21 protein-coding genes and 1 tRNA gene are annotated in these 22,148 nt (G+C 54.7%); 18 read left to right on the top strand and 4 right to left on the bottom strand.

Annotation, left to right across the window (positions count from 1 at the left end; genetic code table 11):
- Positions 1–390: 390 nt before the first annotated feature.
- The gene (locus tag J4P41_RS04845) at positions 391–4,125 is read right to left on the bottom strand and encodes a glycoside hydrolase family 99-like domain-containing protein (protein WP_426066287.1); all 3,735 of its coding nucleotides are present in this window, start codon (positions 4,123–4,125) and stop codon (positions 391–393) included.
- Between the two features lie 130 nt (positions 4,126–4,255).
- Here J4P41_RS04845 and metX point away from each other — a divergent pair, with 130 nt between their 5' ends.
- The 4 genes from metX to J4P41_RS04825 all read left to right on the top strand — a co-directional run bounded on the left by metX (position 4,256) and on the right by J4P41_RS04825 (position 7,818).
- Entirely contained in the window at positions 4,256–5,449 is a 1,194-nt protein-coding gene (metX, locus tag J4P41_RS04840) for a homoserine O-acetyltransferase MetX (protein WP_426066286.1), read from the top strand.
- Positions 5,449–6,048 (top strand): methionine biosynthesis protein MetW, encoded by a 600-nt coding sequence (gene metW / locus J4P41_RS04835; RefSeq protein ID WP_426066285.1) that lies wholly within the window; start codon positions 5,449–5,451, stop codon positions 6,046–6,048. Before metX ends, metW begins: the two co-directional genes overlap by 1 nt.
- 169 nt (positions 6,049–6,217) lie before the next feature.
- Complete coding sequence (locus J4P41_RS04830; protein WP_426066284.1) at positions 6,218–6,397, top strand: hypothetical protein; 180 nt, start codon at positions 6,218–6,220, stop codon at positions 6,395–6,397.
- A gap of 116 nt (positions 6,398–6,513) precedes the next feature.
- Entirely contained in the window at positions 6,514–7,818 is a 1,305-nt protein-coding gene (locus J4P41_RS04825; protein WP_211569577.1) for a DEAD/DEAH box helicase, read from the top strand.
- A gap of 239 nt (positions 7,819–8,057) precedes the next feature.
- Here J4P41_RS04825 and J4P41_RS04820 read toward each other — a convergent pair.
- A tRNA-Ser gene (locus J4P41_RS04820) sits at positions 8,058–8,147 on the bottom strand.
- Positions 8,148–8,380: 233 nt separating this feature from the next.
- On the opposite strand from J4P41_RS04820, the gene J4P41_RS04815 reads away from it, so the two are divergent.
- The 12 genes from J4P41_RS04815 to J4P41_RS04760 all read left to right on the top strand — a co-directional run bounded on the left by J4P41_RS04815 (position 8,381) and on the right by J4P41_RS04760 (position 20,018).
- Positions 8,381–8,902 (top strand): Spy/CpxP family protein refolding chaperone, encoded by a 522-nt coding sequence (locus J4P41_RS04815; protein ID WP_023942903.1) that lies wholly within the window; start codon positions 8,381–8,383, stop codon positions 8,900–8,902.
- Positions 8,903–9,031: 129 nt separating this feature from the next.
- Positions 9,032–10,447 (top strand): signal recognition particle protein, encoded by a 1,416-nt coding sequence (gene ffh / locus J4P41_RS04810; protein WP_023942901.1) that lies wholly within the window; start codon positions 9,032–9,034, stop codon positions 10,445–10,447.
- A 40-nt stretch (positions 10,448–10,487) separates the two neighbouring features.
- Complete coding sequence (gene rpsP / locus J4P41_RS04805; protein WP_007283494.1) at positions 10,488–10,841, top strand: 30S ribosomal protein S16; 354 nt, start codon at positions 10,488–10,490, stop codon at positions 10,839–10,841.
- A gap of 32 nt (positions 10,842–10,873) precedes the next feature.
- The gene (gene rimM / locus J4P41_RS04800; protein WP_426066283.1) at positions 10,874–11,416 is read left to right on the top strand and encodes a ribosome maturation factor RimM; all 543 of its coding nucleotides are present in this window, start codon (positions 10,874–10,876) and stop codon (positions 11,414–11,416) included.
- Complete coding sequence (gene trmD / locus J4P41_RS04795; protein WP_023942897.1) at positions 11,413–12,117, top strand: tRNA (guanosine(37)-N1)-methyltransferase TrmD; 705 nt, start codon at positions 11,413–11,415, stop codon at positions 12,115–12,117. Before rimM ends, trmD begins: the two co-directional genes overlap by 4 nt.
- Positions 12,118–12,141: 24 nt before the next feature.
- The gene (gene rplS / locus J4P41_RS04790; RefSeq protein WP_010504000.1) at positions 12,142–12,534 is read left to right on the top strand and encodes a 50S ribosomal protein L19; all 393 of its coding nucleotides are present in this window, start codon (positions 12,142–12,144) and stop codon (positions 12,532–12,534) included.
- Between the two features lie 20 nt (positions 12,535–12,554).
- A complete protein-coding gene (gene leuC, locus J4P41_RS04785) occupies positions 12,555–13,982 on the top strand; it encodes a 3-isopropylmalate dehydratase large subunit (protein ID WP_426066282.1) in 1,428 nt (475 codons plus the stop codon).
- Complete coding sequence (gene leuD, locus J4P41_RS04780; protein WP_010503995.1) at positions 13,982–14,608, top strand: 3-isopropylmalate dehydratase small subunit; 627 nt, start codon at positions 13,982–13,984, stop codon at positions 14,606–14,608. The genes leuC and leuD overlap by 1 nt, the downstream gene beginning before the upstream one ends.
- Positions 14,605–15,714 carry a 3-isopropylmalate dehydrogenase gene (gene leuB / locus J4P41_RS04775; protein WP_010503994.1) on the top strand — a complete coding sequence of 370 codons (1,110 nt, stop codon included), beginning with the start codon at positions 14,605–14,607 and terminating at the stop codon, positions 15,712–15,714. The genes leuD and leuB overlap by 4 nt, the downstream gene beginning before the upstream one ends.
- A 162-nt stretch (positions 15,715–15,876) precedes the next feature.
- The gene (locus J4P41_RS04770) at positions 15,877–17,079 is read left to right on the top strand and encodes a pyridoxal phosphate-dependent aminotransferase (RefSeq protein ID WP_426066281.1); all 1,203 of its coding nucleotides are present in this window, start codon (positions 15,877–15,879) and stop codon (positions 17,077–17,079) included.
- Positions 17,076–18,287: a pyridoxal phosphate-dependent aminotransferase gene (locus J4P41_RS04765; protein WP_426066280.1), complete on the top strand. Its 1,212-nt coding sequence runs from the start codon at positions 17,076–17,078 to the stop codon at positions 18,285–18,287. Before J4P41_RS04770 ends, J4P41_RS04765 begins: the two co-directional genes overlap by 4 nt.
- Positions 18,288–18,329: 42 nt before the next feature.
- Positions 18,330–20,018, top strand: a complete 1,689-nt coding sequence (locus tag J4P41_RS04760; RefSeq protein ID WP_426066279.1) for a M3 family oligoendopeptidase — start codon at positions 18,330–18,332, stop codon at positions 20,016–20,018.
- Positions 20,019–20,064: 46 nt separating this feature from the next.
- Here the strand turns inward: J4P41_RS04760 and J4P41_RS04755 are convergent, their stop codons facing one another.
- Complete coding sequence (locus J4P41_RS04755; protein ID WP_026017619.1) at positions 20,065–20,589, bottom strand: thioredoxin family protein; 525 nt, start codon at positions 20,587–20,589, stop codon at positions 20,065–20,067.
- 72 nt (positions 20,590–20,661) lie between these two features.
- On the opposite strand from J4P41_RS04755, the gene J4P41_RS04750 reads away from it, so the two are divergent.
- Positions 20,662–20,994: a hypothetical protein gene (locus J4P41_RS04750; RefSeq protein WP_062016218.1), complete on the top strand. Its 333-nt coding sequence runs from the start codon at positions 20,662–20,664 to the stop codon at positions 20,992–20,994.
- Here J4P41_RS04750 and J4P41_RS04745 read toward each other — a convergent pair.
- Positions 20,989–21,426 carry a DUF423 domain-containing protein gene (locus tag J4P41_RS04745; protein WP_426066278.1) on the bottom strand — a complete coding sequence of 146 codons (438 nt, stop codon included), beginning with the start codon at positions 21,424–21,426 and terminating at the stop codon, positions 20,989–20,991. The two genes, J4P41_RS04750 and J4P41_RS04745, sit on opposite strands and share 6 nt — an antisense overlap.
- A 119-nt stretch (positions 21,427–21,545) precedes the next feature.
- On the opposite strand from J4P41_RS04745, the gene J4P41_RS04740 reads away from it, so the two are divergent.
- Positions 21,546–22,139: a DUF4142 domain-containing protein gene (locus J4P41_RS04740; RefSeq protein WP_426066277.1), complete on the top strand. Its 594-nt coding sequence runs from the start codon at positions 21,546–21,548 to the stop codon at positions 22,137–22,139.
- The last annotated feature ends 9 nt before the right edge of the window (positions 22,140–22,148 follow it).

Raw genomic sequence — 22,148 nt, 5'->3', positions numbered from 1 at the left:
CAATCCCATCATAAATCCCTACACATCGACCGCTGACGCAGATATTTCCGCGTCATATCAGTCGTCTCATTGCGGCCCGACCCTCGAAAAGAAGGCCAGGCAATCACGTACGTCTCCATCACACCAGTGACCCACTGGGCCGTCTCTCAACCTGTTTCCATATCCGTTCAGAACGAAACGTAGAAAAGCCAACTATAACGCTGTCAGGTCCCACACCAGCCTTAAGAACATGACACCAGAGGCTTTTGCTCAGCACACCAATAAGTCCATACAAACAACACACAGACCCTAACTCAGAAGAAGTCAGAGGTAGGGGTAAAACAACAGAGTTTAAAAAACAAAATTGATAAAATTTATTGAAGTATAAACTTAAATAATTTCTTTTATAAATTAATTATTAAATTGATTGATAATTTTTATTTGGTAGGTCTTTTGCTTTATTATTTTCTCATCGGAGAGATGTATTCGTTTGGAAATGGTTGTGTGCATAAATTTTATTTCATTGACGTGTCTATTTTTATTGAGGCGATGTGTTGCTGAATGTTCATGGCGTCGGTGAATGTTCAGGGGTTCTTTGACGTAAACAATACCCGTTTCATTTTGATCTAATAGCTCAAGGTAAATACGCCAATCTCCCGCAATGCTGAGTGTTCTAAGGTCTGGTTGGCATTTGCGGAGAGCGGCGCGCATTGGGATGCGTTTGAAAACAGCTCCGCTTACGTTGAGAATGAGATTACGTTCTGAGAGACAGGTCTTCAGAAAATCGCGTCCTTGAAAATACCCATCGTGATCAAGGATGCTGCCTGCTGTCTCGGAGCAGTAATTACGGTAAGACGAAGTCAGAGGAGCGCCATTTGTATCAATGGATCTGCTGTCGCTGAAGGCCATTGTGGCATTGGGGTGCTGTTGTAAAGCATCAAAAAGCTTTTCTAAAAACTGTGGATCACAAAGATCATCTGCTTCTGCAATCCAGATCCATTCTCCTCGGGCCTCTTTCAGTGCTTTGTTCCACTGACGAAAAACTGACCCTGAAGGTTTGCGTCCTTTGATAATGCGGATTTCGCGTTGCCATTCTCTGGCAGTATTTTGTGCAATATCTAGGCTTTTATCAGTTGAAGCATCATCCAAAACAATAATTTCAAGAACAGGGAGTGTCTGTGTGAAAATGGAAACCAGTCGACTTTCTAGGTAACGCGCGTAGTTATAGGACGGGACGACAACCGAAACGTTCGGAAGTTTCGGGAGCGCTCGATACAAAAGGGCTTCAGCATAAGATTTGAAATCAAGCTGGCGTTGCATCTTTTGTGCGATTTTTCTGCGATGCAGAAACGGTCGGTTTTTTGATTGACTCCCCAGTGCAAGGAGAGCTTTCGCCATTGCATTGATGTCACCGAGTGGAACGGTTAAATGGTCGATATCCTCTGAATTTAGATCTTTTAGAAAGGCGGGAATCCCACCGCTATCTTCAAATGCGACGCAAGATAGTCCTGCGCTGACAGCCTCAAGAGCGACAGACGGGTAGGGGTCCTCTCTGGATGTCAGGGCAAAAACATCTGCTGCGGATAGCCAGTCAGATATGTTTTTTACATTTCCCGGCATATGAAATGTTCCTGACAGCAGTGCTAGATCAAGCTCTGAGCGGAGTCCGTCCTGGAGAGTAGGGTCTATGTCTCCCAGCCAGACGAAGTGAGCGTCATTTCGCAGGGTACGCCACAGTTGCAGGAAAAGATCGAAGCCTTTTCGCATATCTGCATAGCCAGCGCCGAGCACTAAAAACGTTGCTCCTGTCAGCCCTAGTTTTTGATGAAAGGCTTGCCGTGCGCTAGTGCTCAAAACAGGGGGTTGATAAAGACCTTGCGGCAGAATGTTCAGTTTGGGGTGCTTTTCTACCCCAAGACGTTGGGCAACGATCTGGGCTGGGAGCATAATGGAACATGCCAGATCGCAACCTTTCTGCATTGCACTGATCAGATTGCGGGTATTTAGGATATTTGGCAATTCGTGGATCAAAAATATGTATTGAATGCTGTTCTCGAAAAGAGCGGGTGCTAATGGTGATGATGCTGCACTGTTGAGGATAGCTCGCTGAAAGCCTTCTTTATTCAAGGCGCTCAGTCTTTTGCTTGTTTCTGGAGAAGTGATGGAAAGAATTTCTACGGGGGCAAGGCGTCTGTATTCGTCGACCATCGCTCCTCCTTCCAGCAGGATAAAGCGAATATCCACGCCAAAAGATTTGCGAAGAGTTCGGCCTATTTCGAGCAGAAGTCTTTGAGCACCTGCAGGAAATGCATCATGACCGATCAGAAGGAGGCGGGCCTTGTTTAGCGAGCTTTTAAACCCTGTGCATGCTCTGGCTGTTGCATTCAAATAAGCGCTGCCGAAATGTACGTCGGGTTCAAGATATGCACCTTCAGCCCATTCATTCCAGGCATTGATGCAGACGATGGATTCGCCAAAAAACCGTTCTTTTTGAGCATGATCGACCAAGCCTGTCAGCCATCGCTCATAAAGTTTGGGTGTAGATCCGTGCAGGACCAGTCCTTGTCCCTGGCGACGCGCATCATTATCCCAGGAGGGTGCCGCGGTCCGTATCAGGGGGTAGGATGTCGGGGGCTGTTTGAGAGCATTCTCGACAATATCTGAGTAATCATAAATCTGACCGCGGAAATCTTCGTCCATCAGTTGCACGTGTTCGTTGATCAGACTGCAATTCGCAACGACCTTATGGGGCGGAAATTCGATGGCTCCATCTACGCCAAAATCACGAGGGTTCTCGGCGTTAAAAGCCTGTCCCATGACAAAAATCGGATTCAGGTTATGCCGTGTTCTGAAAAGTTTGCGCCATCTTTCAAAAGCCTGAGGTGCATCCGGGATGGTTCCTGGTCTATACACCATGAGGAGAGGGCGACCTTGAACCTGGATATAGCGCGGGTCACGCATATGGCGTGCAAAGCAATCAATCAGGGCATGATCGTCTTCCGGTCTGTAATCCTGTGCAATGAGAATGTCGTTGTCGGATCCATCCCATCTGCGGCTCCAGTTTTCATTGGCCCACATGAGGCAGAACGGCAGATCAATATCAGGATTGGCCAGAAGCATTTCCAGCGGTCCATCAAGAAGCCGTTTGCGATTGAACCAGTAGAAATAGAAGACGAAACCTTCAATTCCCGCAGCCTTTGCCATGTCTGCCTGTCTCTTCAATAAATCTGGAGATGTCAGTGTGTAATGGCCAAGGTCGCGCGGAATGCGCGGTTGATAGTGATCAGCGAACCGGGGGAGCGCGCGGGACGTATTTGTCCATTCCGTAAAGCCGTCTCCCCACCAGGCATTGTTTTCCGGAGTGGCGTGATATTGCGGCAGATAATAGGCCAAGACACGTGCGCGGCGGATCGCACTCTCTGGAAGGGGCTGGGTCTTTTCAAACAGTGGTCCGGGCGTGCTGCGTCGACGAACTTCCCGGAAAACCGTGAGTTCGTTTTGTGGTTGTGCAGGATGAATACTGGGTTTGTGTCTGTTTTCCAGGTAATGCAGGAGAGGGTTTGTCTCTGGTTCATGTCGCAGGTAGTTCTTGCGATAATAGACTAGATCAAATGCTTCAAAAGGCTGTCTGGCCTCACGAAACCCCTGGATCATATAGTGTTCGAGTGGGTCTATCCCTGCCGCAGCGACATCCGGGTAAGCTTTCAGATAAAAAGCCGGATCAAACTCTGCGATGGGTTGCAGGATTTGGGTGTGTCGATTTAGCAGGTAGTGCGCCAAGGCCAGCATTCCCTCGGGAATGGTATAGGTTTGGGCATACCAGGCCGGATCAAACCACATGATAGGCTGACGGCCTTCCTTTTCTCCAGCGGTAACGTAATGAAGCAAAGGGTCGCCAAGAACGTCCGGGTATTGCTGCAGATACCAGCGTGGATCAAAGAACGGGTTGGGTTTGCGTCCTTCTTTCCAGCCACAGTGATGATAATGCCGTAGAACGGCTGTTCCCAGATTTTTCAGGTCAGGATTGGTCTTCAGATAATAGGCGGCATCAAATGTCCCTGAGTATCCGAGGAGCTGAAGGGGGGTGGGGCGTACGGAACCAGCGAAGGGACCGGAACGAACGCAAGTTGTAAGACCATCTGGCATGAGATGTTTTTTTACTGTTTCTTAACAAAATTCAAGCTCGTTAATTTATCGTCAATCCAGAAAGAAATTTGCTGTGTCGCCGGGACAATGTCATACCGTCCGCCCCGGAAGGCATTCGAGGTGGGAACTGATGGATCGCAGTGTGTCTTCTTCCGTTGAGGAAGGTCCTGTCTACAAGCATCAAACCATGCGTCTGGAAGAGGGGATGGCGCTGGAATGTGGTGCTCATCTTGCGCCTCTGGAAGTCGCTTACTGCACTTACGGCACGCTGTCTGCTACCCGCGATAACGCCATTCTCGTCTGTCATGCATTGACGGGTGACCAGTATCTTGCAGAGCCTAACCCGTTGACGGGAAAGCCTGGTTGGTGGAGCCGTATGGTCGGCCCCGGACTTCCAATCGATACGGACCGCTTTTTCGTGATCTGTCCGAATGTCCTTGGGGGCTGTATGGGGTCCACGGGGCCACGATCCCTCTGTTCTGAGACGGGCAAGGCCTGGGACAGCGAGTTTCCTCCTATTACGATGCATGACATCGTGGCCTCTCAGGTCCGTCTGGTAGATTATCTTGGAATTGAACGCCTCTTTGCTGTCGTGGGTGGATCAATGGGCGGTATGCAGGCGCTGACATGGGTGGCAGATCATCCAGAGCGCGTTTTCGCAGCTTTGCCCATTGCCACGTCGCCTTTTCATTCGGCGCAGAATATTGCGTTTAACGAGGTCAGTCGTCAGGCCATCTTTGCAGATCCTCACTGGCATGACGGACATTACCGGGATTTTGGTGCTATTCCGGCGCGTGGTCTGGGGGTTGCGCGTATGATGGCGCACATCACCTATCTCTCAGAAGAGGCTCTGAGTCGAAAATTTGGTCGGCGTGTTCGTAAGGAAACAGCTACGGCCATTCCCGCAGCGAGCAGTCCATCGCTGTTTGGCGAAATGTTTGAGGTTGAAAGTTATCTACGGCATCAGGGGTCAACATTCGTCCGAAGATTTGATGCAAACTCCTATCTGACGATTACGCGGGCGATGGATTATTTTGATCTGGCTGCCGAGCATGACGGCGATCTGTCAGCTCCGTTTGGAAAGTGCGAGACGCGTTTCTGTGTCGTGTCTTTCAGTTCTGACTGGCTTTTCCCGACGTCTCAGTCCCGGCTGCTGGTGCGTGCTTTAAACAAAGCTGGAGCAAACGTCTCTTTTGTAGAAATCGAAAGTGACCGTGGGCATGACGCGTTTCTTCTTGATGAGCCTGATCTGGATCGAACCGTAAGAGGTTTCCTAAATGGTGCTGCCGAACATGCGGGTCTTACCAGGGAGGAAACACACTGATGCGCGTTGATCAACGACTGATTGCAGAGATGATTCCCGCGAAAGCGCGCGTTCTGGATGTCGGCAGTGGCGATGGTACTCTGATCGACTATCTGTATCGTACCCGGGGCTGTGATGCCCGAGGTATCGAAATTGACATGCAGAGTGTCACTCAGTCGGTCGCTCACGGTCTTCCGGTCATGCATGGTGACGCAGATCACGATCTTGCACACTATCCGGATGATGCATTCGATTATGTTGTTCTTCAGAGGACACTGCAGGCTGTAGAGCGTCCGCGAGAAGTGCTGAGGCAGATGCTGCGTATTGGCCGTCATGCCATCATCTCTTTTCCGAATTTCGGGCACTGGCGTTTACGGCTGCAGCTTCTGACAACCGGACGTATGCCTATGACGCCGGTATGGGGTACGCCTTGGTACTCCACGCCGAATATTCATCCTTGTACGATCAGGGATTTTCTCGCTCTTTGTGAGGAGGATGGGTATGTTGTCCGGCAGTGGCTCGCTGTGGATGAAGACGGACTGAAGGCGCCCTGGAGACGATCTATCCGGTTTGCCAACCTGTTTGGAGAGCAGGCTCTTTTTCTGCTCAGTCGCGGCTAGAAGGTCGCTCTTTTTTCCAAGGGGTGTTTCTGTTTGAGCGGATGAGAGAGGTATTCTTTTCTCCCGCTGCATTCTTCGCTGTGTGATGATTCACGGTTTTACAAAACGCGTGAAATAATAATGATTTTTTGTGAATCGGGAGTTCACTTCTCTTGCGGTGGAAGGGAACGTGCCCTACATCAATCCGCAGATATCCCAGCCGTTAACGCAGGGAGATGCTGACGGTTTCGTCGTCATGCTGATTTGGTTTTGGCGTTCAGGTATCAGGCTTCATGGTTCATTTTTGAAAAATGAAGTGACCAGATTTAACCGGTCTCAATGGCTGGTAAATGGTCATGATGCTGGCTGAAGTCAGCTGAGAGCCGTCTCTCATCAACTCTAGGCTCAAAGCAGGCGTCCTTTCGTGCTCCAAAAGTACGGCTCGGGCTGTGCGAGCCAGGCCTTGTTATCCCTCAGGAGGGGTCCATGACCAGTTTCGCAGAGCTCAATCTTGCCGAACCAATCCAGAAGGCACTTGCCGAAGAAGGATATACAACTCCGACCCCTATTCAGGCTGGAGCAATCCCGCATCTTCTTGAAGGGCGCGATCTTCTGGGACTGGCGCAGACAGGAACAGGTAAGACGGCGGCTTTTGCTTTGCCGATCCTGGACTATCTTCTGCGGAATCGCCGTCCACCTGTGCCAAAGACCGTCCGCGTTCTGGTGTTGGCTCCAACACGTGAACTTGCGTCCCAGATTGACGAAAGCTTTGGGGCTTATGCCCGTCACATGAAGCTATCTCATGCTGTTGTTTTCGGTGGCGTCGGTCAGGGGCGGCAGATTGAAGCGACGCGTCGTGGTGTTGATGTTCTGGTGGCAGCACCTGGCCGACTGCTGGATCTGGTAGGGCAGGGGTATATTGATCTCTCGGCTCTTGAAGTTCTGGTGCTTGATGAAGCCGACCGGATGCTGGACATGGGCTTTGTTCGTGACATCCGTCGCATTATGGCGCTTCTTCCTGCACGTCGTCAGACAGTTCTGTTCTCTGCAACGATGCCGCAGTCCATCAGTGATCTGGCGCATTCCCTGCTGAGTGACCCTGCAACCGTTCAGGTCACGCCTGAATCCAGTACTGTCGATCGTATCCGTCAGGCTGTCATGTTCGTTGAGTCGGAGAAGAAGAAAGACGCGACGCTGATGCTTGTTGAGAGCTCAAATGTCGTGCGTGCTGTTGTCTTTACTCTGATGAAGCATGAAGCCAACAAGGTTGCAGAGTTCCTTAACAAGAACGGCATTACCGCTGAGGCCATTCACGGAAACAAGTCACAGGGCGCTCGTGAGCGTGCCATGTCGGGTTTCCGGAACGGCACAGTCAAGGTGCTTGTCGCAACGGATATTGCGGCACGTGGTATCGACGTGGACGATGTATCTCACGTCTTTAACTACGATCTGCCGAATGTTCCTGAATCCTATGTTCATCGTATTGGCCGTACGGCGCGTGCGGGCCGTGAGGGGTGGGCTGTTTCGCTCTGTGATGCTGAACAGCGTGCTTGGTTGAAAGATATTGAAAAGAAGATCGACAAGGCCATTCCGGTCGTAACCGATCACCCTTATCATTCTGATGCAGCCCAGAATTCTACAATGCGTCCTCCGGTTCTTGGTGGCGGACGTGGCGGCGGTCAGCGTGGTGGTGGAAATGGCGGAGGTGGCCGACGCCGTTCTGGTCCGCCGCCGTCGGCACGAGGGGCTGCCGGTCGTCGCGGCGGCGCGCGTTCTGCTGGGCAGCGCTAACTTTTGAGGAGAGCAGATTTCAGAGATTGAAGTGCCCTGGAATCTGTTTCTGCTGAAGAGACGACCAACCTCCATCCGATGTATCGGGTGGAGGTTTTTTTATGCAGAAAGAGTAAACAGCTGCCACCGCGATTGCCGTAGCTTGCGCATAGCTGATTTGCTGTAAGCCGGAATTGTCCGTTTCTAACGGAATGCCGGTAATTGAATTCGTCTAAATGATAAGAAAATGCGTATTGTTTTGGCGGAGAGGGTGGGATTCGAACCCACGGTACGCTTCCACGCACGGCGGTTTTCAAGACCGCTGCCTTAAACCACTCGGCCACCTCTCCTGACGTCTGCTTAAGTAAAAACAGAGCAGAGTCACATCCTGTTCCCAAGATGTCGGGGCTTCATGCAATGTCGTGGAAAGAACGTCAAGAGGCGTTCTGTGTTACGTGTCTATGCGAGGTTTACGTTTCGAAACAGGAGTGGAGGAGTTTTGTAACACGGAACGTGTCATCTTGATTGTGAAGGAAGCGGGAGTGCGCTTCCGTTTCCAACAACCTTCAAGGATATGTCATCCATGACGGCCTTTCGTACTTCTGTTTTTCTTTCTTTTGCTGCGTCCGTTGGTCTTCTGACTGCGCCGCTGCTGGCTCAGGCTCATCCGAATCAGTCTGCTCCATTGCATGCGGGGATGCATGGTGATCATGGTCCAGGCGATATGCCGCCGCCGTTTCCACCTGGTGTCATTCTGACAGATGCGCAGAAGGCTCAGGTTCATACGATCTTCAAGCAGGCGCATGAAGATATGAAGGCTCAGCATGAAAAGCTGAAAGATCTTCGTGACAAGATCCGTACAGAACTATCTGCTGAAGGAGATCTTAACCGTTCTCTTCTCGCTGATCTGACGCGACAGGAAAGTGAACTGCATACGCAGGAAGCTCAGGCCCGTCTTGCAACGCAGGAGAAGCTCCACGATGTGCTGACGCCGGAGCAGCGTCGTCAAGCCAATGTTACGATGGAAAAGATTCATTCGCTTCATGAGCAGCTGGATGCGATCATAGGGCACCCGCCGGAAGATGGTGTGCCGCCAGCTCCCTGATTTCTGACTGAATACTGCTCTATTGCTTGACGTCAGTGTCTCAAGGCGATAGAGCGGTCCTGTTTTCGGACACGCCACATCGCGAAGGCTCGCGCAGTGGCGTGTTTCTGTTTGCTATAAGGTGGCCCGTTGTTCGATCAACTTTCAGGCAAGATGTCCGGTGTCCTCGAAGGACTTTCCAAGAATGGGAAGCTTACCGAGGGTGATGTCACCGAGGCAATGCGCGAAGTCCGTCTGGCCATGCTGGAAGCGGACGTTGCGCTGCCGGTGGTACGTGACTTCGTCAACAAGGTCCGTGAGCGCGCTGTCGGGCATGAAGTGCTTGAAAGTGTATCTCCAGGCCAGGCTGTTGCCAAGATCGTCAACGATGCCCTGATCGACGCGCTGGGCGGGGCAGGCGCAGTTCCGCTGAACCTCGCCGCTGTGCCGCCTGTTCCTGTGCTGATGGTTGGCTTGCAGGGCTCCGGCAAAACAACGACGTCGGGCAAGATTGCTCTGCGTCTGTCGCAGCGTGAAGGCAAGAAGGTTCTTCTCGCCAGTCTGGACGTCTATCGTCCAGCCGCTCAGCTCCAGCTTCAGCAGTTGGCAGAGCGCGTCAATGCCATCACGAAGCGTGTCACGGCCCTTCCGATTGTTGCCGGACAGTCGCCAGTAGAGATCGCCAAGCGTGCGCTCGATACGGGCCGCCGTGAAGGCTATGATATCGTTATCCTCGATACCGCAGGTCGTCTTTCCATCGACGAAGCCCTGATGGATGAGGTGCGTCAGATTCGTGCGGTCGCGAATCCGGCGGAAACGCTGCTGGTCGTGGATGCCATGACGGGTCAGGACGCGGTCAATACGGCCAAGTCTTTCAATGAGGCTGTCGGTATTACCGGCGTCGTCATGAGCCGTATGGATGGTGATGCACGTGGTGGTGCGGCTCTGTCCATGAAGGCCATCACGGGCGCGCCGATCAAGCTGACCGGCTCTGGCGAAAAGCTGGAAGCCCTCGAAGAATTCCATCCGGAACGCGTGGCCGGCCGTATCCTCGGCCTAGGTGACGTGGCTGGTCTCGTGGAGCGTGCAGCGGAAACGCTCGACCACGAGGAAGGCGAGCGTGTCGCAAAGAAGATGCTCGCCGGCAAGTTTGATCTGGATGACTATGTCTCCCAGATCAACCAAATCAACCGTATGGGGTCGATCTCGGGTATTCTCGGCATGCTTCCGGGTATGGGTAAGATCAAGGATATGCTGGGTGACAAGGAGATCGACACATCGATCTTCAAGCGTCACAAGGCCATCATTTCCTCGATGACCAAGCAGGAACGCAAGACGCCGGGAATTATCAAGGCATCCCGTAAAAAGCGGATTGCCTCGGGTTCCGGAACGACGGTTCAGGAAGTGAACCGTCTGCTCAAGCAGTTTGACGACATGTCCACAATGATGAAGCGCATTAGTAAAATGGGCCTTGGTGGCCTGATGCGTGGCATGGGTGGGGCAGGTGGTCTGGCTGATATGATGAAGGGCATGGGTAAGCCTGGTGGCCGCCCGCCTTTCGCCTGATCAGTCTCAAGTTTTCAAGTTTGTCCTTCAGGAGTTTTTCATGAGCCTTAAGATTCGCCTTGCACGCGCAGGTGCCAAGAAGCGCCCTTACTACCACATCGTTGTTGCTGACAGCCGCAGCCCGCGCGACGGCCGTTTCATCGAGAAGGTTGGCGCATACAACCCGATGCTGCCTTCCGATCATGCTGACCGTATCCGCCTCGATGGCGAGCGTATCACGCACTGGCTGTCCAATGGCGCACAGGCCACGGATCGCGTTGCACGCTTCCTTGGTAACGCTGGTCTGGCTCCGAAGCCGACATACAGCGAGCAGCCGAAGCAGTCCGCTCCGAAGGCAAAGGCACAGAAGCGCGCTGCTGATGCCGCTGCTGCCGCTGCTGCTACGGCCGGCTGATCAACTGCTGACGCATCAGGACGCCTGACCCCGTGCCCCGCTTCAACCCTGACAGTGATGTTCTGATCGCCACCATCGGTCGCCCGCATGGTGTTCGCGGTCTGGTGCATCTGCATGCCGCCACTGACGATCCGGAAACGGTTGAAACGATCGGTGTGCTGCATGACGAGCATGGAGCGGCATGGACGGCACGCTGGTTTTTTCCCGGTGTCGCAGCGCTGACGGACGGGCAGGGAAACACTCTGCCAGACCGGACGGCTGCCGAGCGGGTTGTCAACCGTCGGCTGTATGTTGCGCGCGACGTTCTGCCTGCCGTTGAGGAAGACGAGTTCTATCATGCTGATCTGATTGGCATGACGGCTGTCTCCGAAAGTGGCGACGTTCTTGGAACCATTACCGTGGTCCATGACTACGGTGCTGGCGTCAGTCTCGAGATTGATCGGGGGCTGATTGTTCCATTTACGATGGCCTGTGTGCCGCATGTCGATCTCGCGCAGCGTCGCGTGACCGTCGTGCCACCGATCGAAGTCGAGGTTGAAGGTGATCTCGACGGAGAGGTTCAGGTCCGGGCATGAGCTGGCGCGCTGACATCCTGACCCTGTTTCCGGATATGTTTCCGGGTCCGCTGGGTTTTTCTCTGGCGGGCAGGGCGCTCGAGCGCGGGATCTGGTCCTGTGAATCGCATGATCTGCGTGAGCATGGACTGGGCCGTCATCGCGCTGTGGATGACACGCCGTTTGGCGGCGGGGCTGGCATGGTGATGCGGGCAGATGTTCTGGACACGGCTCTTTCGGCGCTTCCCGCGTTGGATGGCCGTCCAGTCATTTACCCGACACCGCGTGGGCGTCGTCTGTCCCATGAGGATGCAGAGCGTTTCGTGGCAGGACCGGGCGTCGTGGTTCTGTGTGGGCGTTTTGAAGGGATCGACGAACGTGTGCTGGAAAAGCACGATATCGAACAGTTCAGTATGGGCGATGTCGTACTGTCAGGCGGAGAAATTCCGGCTCTGACGCTTCTGGATGCATGTGTGCGTCTTTTACCGGGAGTGATGGGTTCCCAGATGAGTGGGCAGGACGAAAGTTTTGCCGAAGGTCTGCTGGAGTACCCGCAATATACGAAGCCGGCGGTCTGGGATGGGCGGGAAGTGCCCGAAATCCTGCTCTCCGGCAATCATGGTGCCATCGCCCGCTGGCGTCATGAACAGTCAATCGCCGTCACGAAGGCACGTCGCCCCGATCTGTGGGATGCGTACCTGGCGCGACAGCAGGTTCATTGAATTTTTGTTTCCAGGAGTTTGGTCATGAACATTATCCAGCAGTACGAGGCGCGCGAAATCGAGCGTCTTTCCGCAGCTCGCGCAGTTCCGGAATTCATCGCAGGTGACACGGTTCGCGTTGGCGTCCGCGTTGTTGAAGGTACGCGTGAGCGCGTGCAGAACTTCGAAGGCGTTGTCATAGCCCGTTCCAACAAGGGCCTGAACAGCAACTTCACGGTTCGCAAGATTTCCAACGGTGAAGGCGTGGAGCGTGTGTTCCCGCTGTACGCTCCGTCCCTCGCCAGCATCGAAGTGGTGCGTCGTGGTAAGGTGCGTCGCGCAAAGCTGTACTACCTGCGTGGCCGTTCGGGTAAGTCTGCCCGTATTGCAGAGCGCCCGCGCGATCTGCCGAAGGCTGGCGAAAAAGCCGCTTCCTAAGTCAAGGTTGGAGTATAAGGATGCCCGTTTCTTCTTCGCCCAGAACACTGTTTGACAAGATCTGGGCCGATCACGTCGTTGACCGCCTCGAAGACGGGACGTGCATCCTATACATCGACCGTCACCTTGTTCACGAGGTGACAAGCCCGCAGGCTTTTGAAGGTCTGCGGATGGCCGGACGTCGCCTGCGCCGTCCGGACGCAACCGTCGCCGTGGTGGACCACAATGTCCCAACGTCCGACCGTTCCCAGCCGATTGAAGAGCCGGAAAGCCGTCTCCAGATCGAAACGCTGGAGAAGAATGTCGCTGAGTTCGGCGTTCCCTATTTTCCGCTGCGTTCCGCGTCTCAGGGCATCGTTCACGTTGTCGGCCCGGAGCAGGGTATTTCCCTGCCAGGCATGACGATTGTTTGCGGTGACAGTCATACCTCGACGCACGGCGCACTCGGTGCGCTCGCATTTGGTATTGGTACATCCGAAGTCGAACACGTCATGGCGACCCAGACGCTTCTCCAGAAGCCCGCGAAGAACATGCGTGTTTCTGTTGAAGGCAAAGTAGGTCCAGGCGTGACAGCCAAGGACATCATACTGGCCATTATTGGCAAGATCGGGACGGCTGGTGGCACTGGCCATGTGATCGAGTTTGCTGGTTCTGCAATCCGCGACCTGGACATGGCCGGGCGTATGACGCTCTGCAACATGTCCATTGAGGGTGGTGCGAAGGCTGGCCTGATTGCTCCGGACGAAACGACCTTCGCATACGTGAAGGGGCGTCCGTTCGCCCCGAAAGGTGAAGCATTCGAGCAGGCCTGTGCTTACTGGTGCACGTTGGCATCGGATGAAGGCGCTCATTTCGACACGGAAGTGACGTTGAAGGCCGAAGATATCGTGCCTTCCGTGACCTGGGGCAACAGCCCGCAGGACGTTCTTCCGATTGATGGCATTGTGCCGTCTCCTTCCGATTTCAAGGATCCGGCCCAGGCCGCGCAGGTTCAGCGCGCTCTGGATTATATGGGTCTCACGGCTGGGCAGAAGATTGCCGGAACGCCAGTCGATGTCGTGTTCATTGGCTCCTGCACTAACAGCCGTCTGGAAGATCTGCGCGCTGCTGCTGAAGTTGTTCGTGGCCGTCATGTTGCGAAGAACGTTCGCGCGATGATCGTGCCGGGCTCAGGCCTTGTGAAAGCGGCTGCCGAGGCCGAGGGGCTGGACAAGATTTTCCTTGATGCCGGTTTTGAATGGCGCGAGGCCGGTTGCTCGATGTGTCTGGGGATGAACCCGGATCGTCTGACGCCGGGACAGCGTTGCGCTTCTACGTCCAACCGTAACTTTGAAGGTCGTCAGGGCCCCGGGGGTAGAACGCATCTTTGCTCACCGTCCATGGCTGCTGCTGCTGCTGTAACGGGCACGCTGTGTGATGTGCGTGAGCTGATGAAGGAAACCGTCTGATGGAAAAATTCACGGAACTGACCGCCATTGCGGCTCCGATGCCGAATGAAAACATCGACACCGACCAGATTATTCCGGCACGCTTTCTGAAGACCATCCAGCGCACGGGTCTCGGCAAGAATGCCTTTGCGGCGCAGCGTTACGACGATAACGGCAATGAGAACCCGGACTTTGTTCTGAACAAAGAGCCGTATCGTCATGCTGAAATCCTCATCACCTATGACAACCTTGGCTGTGGTTCATCCCGCGAGCACGCACCTTGGGCTTTGCTGGATTTCGGTATCCGCTGCGTCATTGCGCCGAGCTTTGCCGACATTTTTTTTAATAACTGTTTCAAGAACGGTATCCTGCCGATCCGTCTACCACGGGAAATCTGTGACGAACTGATGGGTGATGCGCGTCAGGGAGCAAACTCCCGTCTGACGGTCGATCTGGAAAAGCAGATCATCATTCGCCCGGATGGAAATGTCGTGCCGTTCGAAGTTGATCCGTTCCGCCGTCACATGCTGCTCGAAGGTCTGGACGATATCGGCCAGACGCTGGCGCATGATGCGGAAATCAGCAGCTTTGAACATCAGGCCAGCCGTGCATGGGTGCCGTCAATCAGCATGGGAACTGCAAAATGAGTGAAGCCCACAAGCTTCTTGTTCTTGCCGGTGATGGTATCGGCCCGGAAGTCATGCGTGAAGTTGCACGGATCGTGCACTGGCTGGACGCAAACCGTGGCCTGAAACTGGACATTACGGAAGAACTCGTTGGCGCGGCTTCCCTTGCTGTCCATGGCGTTCCTATCCGTGATGAGGTTATCGACCTTGCCCGGAAGTCTGATGCAGTTCTGTTCGGGTCGGTTGGTGATCCTGCCTGGAGCCATGTCGGGTTCGACAAGCGCCCTGAAGTGGCCATTCTGAAGCTGCGCAAGGAGCTTGAGCTTTTTGCAAACCTTCGTCCGGCCCAGCTTTTTGATGCGCTGATTGATGCGTCAGCCCTGAAGCCAGAAGTCGTTCGCGGTCTCGATATCATGATCGTCCGTGAGACGGTCGGTGGTATCTATTTCGGTGAGCCACGCGGCATCGAGACCCTTCCGGATGGCTCCCGTCGTGGGATCAATACGGAAGTCTATACGACGTCCGAGATCGAACGTGTCGCCCGCGTTGCTTTTGAGATGGCCCGTCAGCGCAGCAATCGCGTCTGCTCCGTCGAGAAGTGCAATGTGATGGAAAGTGGCCTCCTGTGGAAGGAAGTCGTCACGGATCTACACAAGCGCGAATATCAGGATGTGGAACTGTCCCACATGCTGGCCGATAACTGCGCCATGCAGCTCGTTCGTAACCCGAACCAGTTTGATGTGATCGTTACGGGCAACCTGTTCGGCGACATCCTGTCCGATCTGGCCTCCATGCTGACGGGTTCGCTCGGTATGCTCCCGTCTGCAACACTTGGCATTGTCCGTGAGGACGGCAAGCGCAATGCGCTGTACGAGCCGATCCATGGCAGTGCACCGGATATCGCTGGCAAAGGGATTGCAAACCCGCTGGCGCAGATCCTCTCCTTCGCGATGCTGCTGCGGTATTCTTTGAACCGTGCGGACGATGCCGATCTGATTGAAAAGGCAGTGTCTAACGTACTGGCCAGTGGTTTGCGGACTGCGGATATCATGTCACCGGGAATGGCTCGTGTTGGCACCGATATGATGGGCCAGGCTGTCGTTCGTGAAATGGAAAAGCTGGCCTGATATCTCAGGAAGGCTGATGTGTGAAAAAGCCGGATAGCTCCTAAGGGGGGTATCCGACTTTTTTATGTAAAAAACGCATCTCTCATCTGCAGATGGGCTGTGGTCAAATGCCTATCGGGAGCGGTAGGGTTCCTGCGCGATAAAGCCCATCAGGAACCCATCATGTCTTTCATTGCCGACCGTCTGAACCGTATCCTGCCGAGCCAGACGATTGCGATTACGCAGAAAGCCCGCGCTCTGAAGGCGGAAGGCCGTGACATCATCAGCCTTTCTGCTGGCGAACCGGATTTTGATACCCCCGATTTCGTCAAGCAGGCCGCCATTCGCGCCATTCAGAACGGCGAGACGAAATATACGGACGTTGCAGGCACAATGCCGCTCCGTGAAGCCGTTGCGGCCCGACTGAACGCTGATTTCGATCTGGATTACCGCGCCGAGGAAATCTGTGTTTCAACTGGCGGCAAGCAGGTCATTTATAATGTGATGGTCGCTACCCTGAATGCTGGTGATGAGGTCATCATTCCGGCTCCGGCCTGGGTGTCTTACCCTGATATCGTCTCGTTGGCGGACGGAACGCCGATTATAGTTCAAACGACGGTTGAGAACGGCTTCCGCCTGACGGCTGACCAGCTCCGCGCAGCCATTACGCCGAAGACGAAATGGCTGATGTTGAACTCACCTTGCAATCCGACGGGTGCTGCATACGATGAGCATCATCTCAAAGCGCTGACTGACGTTCTGATGGAGCATCCGCATGTGTGGATTCTGACAGACGATATGTACGCCAAGCTGATGTATGAAGGTGCCGTCGCCAAGACGTTCGTGCAGGTTGAGCCGCGTCTGCGGGACCGGACGGTGACGATGAATGGCGTGTCCAAAGCTTACGCTATGACCGGCTGGCGAATTGGTTTCTCTGCAGCGCCTGTTGAACTGACGCGCCAACTCATCAAGCTGCAGGGGCAGAGCACGAGCAATCCATGCTCTATTGCTCAGGCTGCGGCCAAAGAGGCTGTTTCAGGCCCGCAGGATTTCATTGGTGAGATGGTAAGCGTTTATGAGCAGCGCCGTAATCTTGTGGTGTCCATGCTCAATGAAGCCCCTGGCCTGAGCTGTGCCAAGCCGGAAGGCGCGTTTTACGTCTTCCCATCCATCGAGGGAACGCTTGGAAAAACGAGTAAGGGCGGTCATCTGATCGACAGTGACGAGGCTTTTGTGACGGCGCTTCTCGATGAAACGGGTGTGGCCGCTGTTCATGGAAGTGCTTTCCTGACGCCTGGGTATTTCCGGATTTCTTATGCCACGAGCACGGAGCTTCTGAAGGAAGCCTGCACCCGTATCCAGCAGTTCTGCCAGGGCCTGTCATGACGTTCCGCATCGCATCCCGTCTGGCAACGCTTCCCAAGCCCGCAACCATTGCCATGGCCGCGCGGGCCCGTGAACTGCGGGCCGAGGGCAGGGATGTCATTTCCTTGGCCTTGGGGCAACCGGATTTCCCATCACCGCCGGAAGCCATCGAAGCTGCGTATGCGGCTGGGCTTGAAGGCGATACGGGTTATCCGCCTATCCCCGGCCAAAAGGCACTGATCGACGCTATTATCCAGAAGTTCAAACGGGATAATGAGATCGCTGCGACACCAGATCGGATCATGGTCGCGAATGGTGGCAAGCAGGTTATTTATAATGCGTTTACGGCGACACTTGAGGAAGGCGATGAAGTCATTGTCCCTGCACCGTACTGGGTCAGCTATCCGCTGATTGCGCGGATGCTGGGTGGGAAGGCTGTGGAAGTCGCCTGTCGGGAAGAGGATGGGTTCCGTCCTGACCCGGCGGCCATCAAAGCCGCGATCACGCCCAAGACCCGCTGGCTGGTTCTGAATTTCCCCAACAACCCAACGGGAGCCATTCTGGAGCGCAAAGACCTTGAGGCGATTGCCGATATCCTGCGTGAGGCTCCGCATGTTCTGATCATGTCAGATGAAATTTACGAGCATCTGACGTTTGACGGCCGCAAGCATCTGTCCCTGCTTCAGGTAGCTCCCGATCTGGCTGATCGTATTCTCGTCATCAACGGAATGGCCAAAGCCTACGCCATGACAGGGTGGCGGGTTGGGTTCGCCTGTGGGCCAGTACCACTTATCAAGGCGATGATTGCCGTGCAGGGCAATACGACGTCTGGCGTCTGCACCCTAGCGCAGGCAGGTTCCGTCGCTGCGCTGAATGGTGGGTTGGAGCGTATCGAACAGATGCGTGAGACCTATCAGCGCCGACGCGACAAAATGGTGGCTGCCCTTCAGGCGATCCCCGGTCTGACCTGTGCCATCCCGGAAGGAGCGTTTTACGTCTATCCGGGTGTCGGCGCACTTCTTGGTGGTACGTCCGGTAATGGGCGTGTGTTGAACACGGATGTGGATTTCGCTGAAGCCCTACTCGACGAGGCCTATGTTGCGACCGTCCCCGGAACAGCCTTCGGATACAGCCCGTATCTGCGCTTATCCTGCGCGGCATCGGATGAGCAGCTTGCGGAAGCCTGCAGACGTCTGGCTGGGTTTGTGAAAGCGATTCAGAAACCCTGAGAGGCATGGACGGAGACGGAGCGGAATGTCAGAATTAGAACCATGACACAGACAATCCCTCCGTTCTCTGACCTGTCTTTCCCCCGTCCTGACGAAGCGTCCCTGAAGGCGCGGTATGACGATATCGCGCTCCTGCTGGATCAGGGGCGCTCCAAGGATGCTGCGCAGGCTTTCGATTTCGTGCGCCGCGAATATGAATCCTGGGCATCACACGTCCACCTTCAATTCTCGCGCAATACGCAGGACGAGCAGGCCAAGGCAGACCGTGATTACGCGGATCGTCTTTCGCCTATCGCGACGGACCATGAAGTCACGATTAAGAAGCGCCTTCTGGGGGACCCGGATAGAGCGGCTCTCGAAGCTCTGGTCACGCCCCATGTTGTCCGTTTGTGGGAAGCTGATACCACGACGTTCGATCCGCGCATCAGTACGGATCTCGAAGAAGAAGCACGCCTGACAGGCGAATATACGGCTCTGCTGGCCTCGGCGAAGATCCCGTTTGACGGGAAGGTGCTTAATCTTTCCGGTCTGGTGCCTTACCTGCAAGGCCCGGACCGTGAGATGCGACATGCGGCCGAAAAGGCTCGCTGGGCATTTTTCGAAGAGAATGGTGAGGCACTCGACACCCTTTACAGCCGCCTCGTTGAATTGCGTGACCGCATGGCGAAAACGCTGGGGTTCGAGAATTATATCGAACTCGGTTATCGCCGGATGCGCCGGACGGATTATGGCCCCGAGCAGGTTGCAGCCTTCCGTGAGAAGGTTCTGAGTTCCGTCACGCCGCTGGTTCAGTCTCTGCTGGAACGCCGTCGTCTGAAAATGGGGTGGGACAAGGTCTGGGCCTGGGATGAGGCGCTGATTGACCTTCAGGGGAACCCGAAACCCGCCGGCGATCATGATCTTCTGGTTGCCCGTGCTGAAGGCATGTTCCGGACGCTCGATCCTAAAGGTGAGATGGGCGATTTCTACGTTCAGATGCGCGATCTTGGGTATCTGGATCTGAAGAACCGTGATGGCAAAGCAGGAGGCGGCTTCTGCACGTCCTTCCCAACGATTGGCAGTCCTTACATCTTCGCCAATTTCAACGGCACGCATAACGACATCGGCGTTTTCACCCATGAAATGGGTCACGCGTTCCAAAACTGGAAAAGCCGCGATCAGGACTGGGTTGATCAGCTCTGGCCAACCATGGAAGCGGCAGAAATCCATTCCATGGGGCTGGAATTCCTGACATGGCCGCAAATTGACGCGCTGGTCGAGGATGGAGCCGCTGACCGGTATCGCCGGATGCACCTGATCGATGCGCTGTCGTTCTTCCCTTATGGCGTCTGCGTCGATCATTTCCAGCATGAGGTCTACGCTAACCCGCAGATGACCGCAGCCGAACGGCATGAGACGTGGCTACGTCTGGAAAAGATGTACATGCCATGGCGGGACTGGGGCGATCTGGACTATCCGGCCAAGGGCGGACGCTGGCAGGCTCAGCTTCATATTTATCGCCTGCCATTTTATTACATTGATTACGCGCTGGCTCAGTGCTGTGCGCTTCAGCTGTGGCTTCGCTCCCGGATGGATCGGGAAGGGACGTTCGAAACCTATCGCCAGCTTTGCGCCGAAGGCGGCTCGAAGCCATTTGCACAACTGGTGGCAGATGCCGGGCTTGTTTCGCCGTTCGAGGCGGATGCGCTGGCGGAAGTTGTTCATGAAGCCGAGCAGGAACTCGGAATCTGAAAGCCTCTTCTGGCTCCGAAGTGATTTCCGGAGCCAGAAAGTAAAATCAGCCGCGGCTGTTCCATTCTGAAATCAGGTCTAAAACGGCCTGAGGGGACATGCTGCGGGCGTTCCCGAGCGCTTTCGACCCGTCGCCGTTCAGTGCCTTTCCGTCTGGCGTCACGATAATGACGGTCGGAACGGCCTTGATCGTCACGCCATATTTCTGGGCGAGATCCAGATTGGTGTTGATACGGCCAACATTGACTGGAACAATTACAAACTGGCTGTCGAGCCACGCCTTGGCATCAGGAAGTGCGAAAATGCCGGACAGCATCTTGCAGTCCGGGCACCAGTTTCCACCAAAATCGAGAAGCACTTTGCGCCCGGTTTTCGCGGCGAGGGCAAAAGCATCCTTGACCTGAGCCTGAGCAACAGACGTATCCGGGTACGGTGCAGCGACGGGGGGAGCGGATGTTTCGCTCAGATGTGGCGCTGGCGTCGTTGCAGCATGGGCTGCAAATGGAGCGGAAAGCGCCAGACCCAGTCCGGCTGCGGCGAGAAAGGAAGCGCGCATAAAAAAGGCTTTCATTGAAGGAAGAGACTGCATGACATAACGCAGTCTTGCAGAAAAACGATTAAAGCTGAATTCAACCTTGAGGTCATGTTCTTGATAAAATCCCGAGTGCCTTCTCAGTCCCCAAAGACTGTCCCGGAAGTCAGCATTGCCGAAACGCTCCTGCGAACCGTTAGCCTGGTGGGATTAACACTCGCATTCGCAGCGATATTCCGGTTCTGGCATCCGACGATCAAGCTGGTGCAGATGGTTGCGGCGACCCATGCGTGGCAATGGCTTTACACGCTGTTCCGTGTCGACTCCGCGCTGGGCCGGGAGCAGATGATTCTGATCGGTATCATCGTTTTCTGCTTCTGCGCGGCGCTGATTATTCAGATCGCCGTACTTGCGGTTATCAAAAGGATACGAAGCAGATCATAGAGTATCGGATGAGGCTTTACGCAGGCCCGAAGCGGCCGCCAGAAGCCACGAAATAATCAGCAGCGTGCCACCATAAGGTGCAATCCGCGCGACGGATAACGTGCCGATTTTCAGATCAAAAAGGGCGTATAACGTCACGGGCGTACAGAACAGAATTGTTCCTAGCGCCATGGTGAGGCACGCCAGCCGGACGAGACGGCGCCTCAGAAAAGGGGCGCCAAGCGTAAGAGCACAAAGCGAAATGGCGTGCCACATCAGGATTTCAACACCTGTATGGAGAACGCCTCTTCCATTCGGGGCGGCAAAGGCGGCGTCAGGCAAATGCGATGCCAGTGTCCCAAGCACGAGTCCGATAGCTCCCCCCAGAGCACCTGAAACGAAGCAGAAGCGGAAGATGCCAGAAAGGGCAGGGAGGCGGGGATTTGCGGACATGCGTTGAATGTACCATGAAGTGTTCCGGAACATGAATGGACCGTTTTGAACGCGGGGCCATTCACCCGTAGCGGCCGGGGGGCTTCTCCCGGTCTCACCGATGAAAGGACTGCCTCTTCATGAGAGCCACCGCACGTTTTGCTGCTTTTGCATCCCTGAGCCTGTTTGCTGGTCTTGCGGCCTGTAATGCACCGGATGCGCCGCCAGCTCCGGCTCTGCCGTCTGCGGCTTCGACCTATACGCTGTCCACGGCGGATGCGGCGTTCCTGCAGCAGGTTGATGCCATGGATCTGACGCAGATCAGCATCGCCAACCTTGCTGCGACGCACAGCAACAGTGATGTCGTGAAGGCTTTTGCAGCCACAGTTGTCAGCGACCACACGACGAACCGCAAGGCTGTTGCAAAGATCGCCACGGATTCCCATCTGACCGTCACGGACAAGCTGAACGCTGGCGATGAAGCGCATGTTGCGACGTTCGGTCATCTGTATGGCACATCTTTTGATCGTGTGTTCCTGAGCGAAATCAAAAGTGTTCAGACGCCTGCTCTGACAAGCGCTCTCACCACCGCTACGCAGTCGGGTGGGACGGCAGATATCAAGATCCTGGCCGGGGACACGACCAAAATGCTTCAGGATCATACGACTCGGGCAGGTGATCTGAGTGGTGCGAAGACCATCAAGGGTCATCACCATCACTTCGGCCGTCACTGAGGAAAGATT

The organism is Gluconobacter sp. NFX36 (assembly GCF_049887835.1).
In the GTDB taxonomy this organism is placed as follows: Bacteria; Pseudomonadota; Alphaproteobacteria; order Acetobacterales; family Acetobacteraceae; genus Gluconobacter; species Gluconobacter japonicus_A.
This window is presented reverse-complemented; position numbering and strand designations above follow the sequence as displayed.

Bases quoted from the DNA above. Each gene is read 5' to 3' on its own strand.
- J4P41_RS04845 (WP_426066287.1), bottom strand. From the start codon at position 4,125: ATGCCAGATGGTCTTACAACTTGCGTTCGTTCCGGTCCCTTCGCTGGT.
- metX (WP_426066286.1), top strand. From the start codon at position 4,256: ATGGATCGCAGTGTGTCTTCTTCCGTTGAGGAAGGTCCTGTCTACAAG.
- metW (WP_426066285.1), top strand. From the start codon at position 5,449: ATGCGCGTTGATCAACGACTGATTGCAGAGATGATTCCCGCGAAAGCG.
- J4P41_RS04825 (WP_211569577.1), top strand. From the start codon at position 6,514: ATGACCAGTTTCGCAGAGCTCAATCTTGCCGAACCAATCCAGAAGGCA.
- J4P41_RS04815 (WP_023942903.1), top strand. From the start codon at position 8,381: ATGACGGCCTTTCGTACTTCTGTTTTTCTTTCTTTTGCTGCGTCCGTT.
- rpsP (WP_007283494.1), top strand. From the start codon at position 10,488: ATGAGCCTTAAGATTCGCCTTGCACGCGCAGGTGCCAAGAAGCGCCCT.
- trmD (WP_023942897.1), top strand. From the start codon at position 11,413: ATGAGCTGGCGCGCTGACATCCTGACCCTGTTTCCGGATATGTTTCCG.
- rplS (WP_010504000.1), top strand. From the start codon at position 12,142: ATGAACATTATCCAGCAGTACGAGGCGCGCGAAATCGAGCGTCTTTCC.
- leuC (WP_426066282.1), top strand. From the start codon at position 12,555: ATGCCCGTTTCTTCTTCGCCCAGAACACTGTTTGACAAGATCTGGGCC.
- leuD (WP_010503995.1), top strand. From the start codon at position 13,982: ATGGAAAAATTCACGGAACTGACCGCCATTGCGGCTCCGATGCCGAAT.
- leuB (WP_010503994.1), top strand. From the start codon at position 14,605: ATGAGTGAAGCCCACAAGCTTCTTGTTCTTGCCGGTGATGGTATCGGC.
- J4P41_RS04770 (WP_426066281.1), top strand. From the start codon at position 15,877: ATGTCTTTCATTGCCGACCGTCTGAACCGTATCCTGCCGAGCCAGACG.
- J4P41_RS04765 (WP_426066280.1), top strand. From the start codon at position 17,076: ATGACGTTCCGCATCGCATCCCGTCTGGCAACGCTTCCCAAGCCCGCA.
- J4P41_RS04760 (WP_426066279.1), top strand. From the start codon at position 18,330: ATGACACAGACAATCCCTCCGTTCTCTGACCTGTCTTTCCCCCGTCCT.
- J4P41_RS04755 (WP_026017619.1), bottom strand. From the start codon at position 20,589: ATGAAAGCCTTTTTTATGCGCGCTTCCTTTCTCGCCGCAGCCGGACTG.
- J4P41_RS04750 (WP_062016218.1), top strand. From the start codon at position 20,662: ATGTTCTTGATAAAATCCCGAGTGCCTTCTCAGTCCCCAAAGACTGTC.
- J4P41_RS04745 (WP_426066278.1), bottom strand. From the start codon at position 21,426: ATGTCCGCAAATCCCCGCCTCCCTGCCCTTTCTGGCATCTTCCGCTTC.
- J4P41_RS04740 (WP_426066277.1), top strand. From the start codon at position 21,546: ATGAGAGCCACCGCACGTTTTGCTGCTTTTGCATCCCTGAGCCTGTTT.